Consider the following 1608-nt stretch of genomic DNA (forward strand, 5'->3'; position numbering starts at 1 on the left):
GATTCAGTATTGGGCGTTTCAAAGCGGGTACCGGAATATCAACCGGTTGTCCATCGACTACGCCTGTCGGCCTCGCCTTAGGTCCCGACTTACCCTGGGCAGATCAGCTTGACCCAGGAACCCTTAGTCAATCGGCGCACACGTTTCCCACGTGTGTATCGCTACTCATGCCTGCATTCTCACTCGTGAACCGTCCACAACTAGCTTCCGCTGCTGCTTCACCCGGCACACGACGCTCCCCTACCCATCACAGCGGGCGTTGGCCCTCATGCTGCAATGACACGACTTCGGCGGTACGCTTGAGCCCCGCTACATTGTCGGCGCGGAATCACTTGACCAGTGAGCTATTACGCACTCTTTCAAGGGTGGCTGCTTCTAAGCCAACCTCCTGGTTGTCTCTGCGACTCCACATCCTTTCCCACTTAGCGTACGCTTAGGGGCCTTAGTCGATGCTCTGGGCTGTTTCCCTCTCGACCATGGAGCTTATCCCCCACAGTCTCACTGCCGCGCTCTCACTTACCGGCATTCGGAGTTTGGCTAAGGTCAGTAACCCGGTAGGGCCCATCGCCTATCCAGTGCTCTACCTCCGGCAAGAAACACACGACGCTGCACCTAAATGCATTTCGGGGAGAACCAGCTATCACGGAGTTTGATTGGCCTTTCACCCCTAACCACAGGTCATCCCCCAGGTTTTCAACCCTGGTGGGTTCGGTCCTCCACGAAGTCTTACCTCCGCTTCAACCTGCCCATGGCTAGATCACTCCGCTTCGGGTCTTGAGCGCGCTACTATACCGCCCTATTCGGACTCGCTTTCGCTACGGCTTCCCCACACGGGTTAACCTCGCAACACACCGCAAACTCGCAGGCTCATTCTTCAAAAGGCACGCAGTCACGACCGTATGTGCAAGCACACACGGCGACGCTCCCACGGCTTGTAGGCACACGGTTTCAGGTACTATTTCACTCCGCTCCCGCGGTACTTTTCACCATTCCCTCACGGTACTATCCGCTATCGGTCACCAGGGAATATTTAGGCTTAGCGGGTGGTCCCGCCAGATTCACACGGGATTTCTCGGGCCCCGTGCTACTTGGGTGGTTCTCAAACGAGCCGTACAGATTTCAGCTACGGGGGTCTTACCCTCTACGCCGGACCTTTCGCATGTCCTTCGCCTATCCATACGGTTTCTGACTCGCCGACCGGCCGGCAGACCGATCAAGAGAACTCCCACAACCCCGCATGCGCAACCCCTGCCGGGTATCACACGCATACGGTTTGGCCTCATCCGGTTTCGCTCGCCACTACTCCCGGAATCACGGTTGTTTTCTCTTCCTGAGGGTACTGAGATGTTTCACTTCCCCTCGTTCCCTCCACACTGCCTATGTGTTCAGCAGCGGGTGACAGCCCATGACGACTGCCGGGTTTCCCCATTCGGACACCCCCGGATCAAAGCTCGGTTGACAGCTCCCCGGGGCCTATCGCGGCCTCCCACGTCCTTCATCGGTTCCTGGTACCAAGGCATCCACCGTGCGCCCTTAAAAACTTGGCCACAGATGCTCGCGTCCACTGTGCAGTTCTCAAACAACGACCAGCCACCCATCACCCCACCC

1 rRNA gene is annotated in these 1608 nt (G+C 57.6%); it reads right to left on the reverse strand.

From position 1 onward, the window contains the following. Positions 1–1547, reverse strand: a 23S ribosomal RNA gene (locus tag ACFXPK_RS32890); the annotation flags it as partial. Between the last annotated feature and the right edge of the window lie 61 nt (positions 1548–1608).

The sequence above is a fragment of the Streptomyces sp. NPDC059142 genome (assembly GCF_042755665.1).
GTDB lineage: Bacteria > Actinomycetota > Actinomycetes > Streptomycetales > Streptomycetaceae > Streptomyces.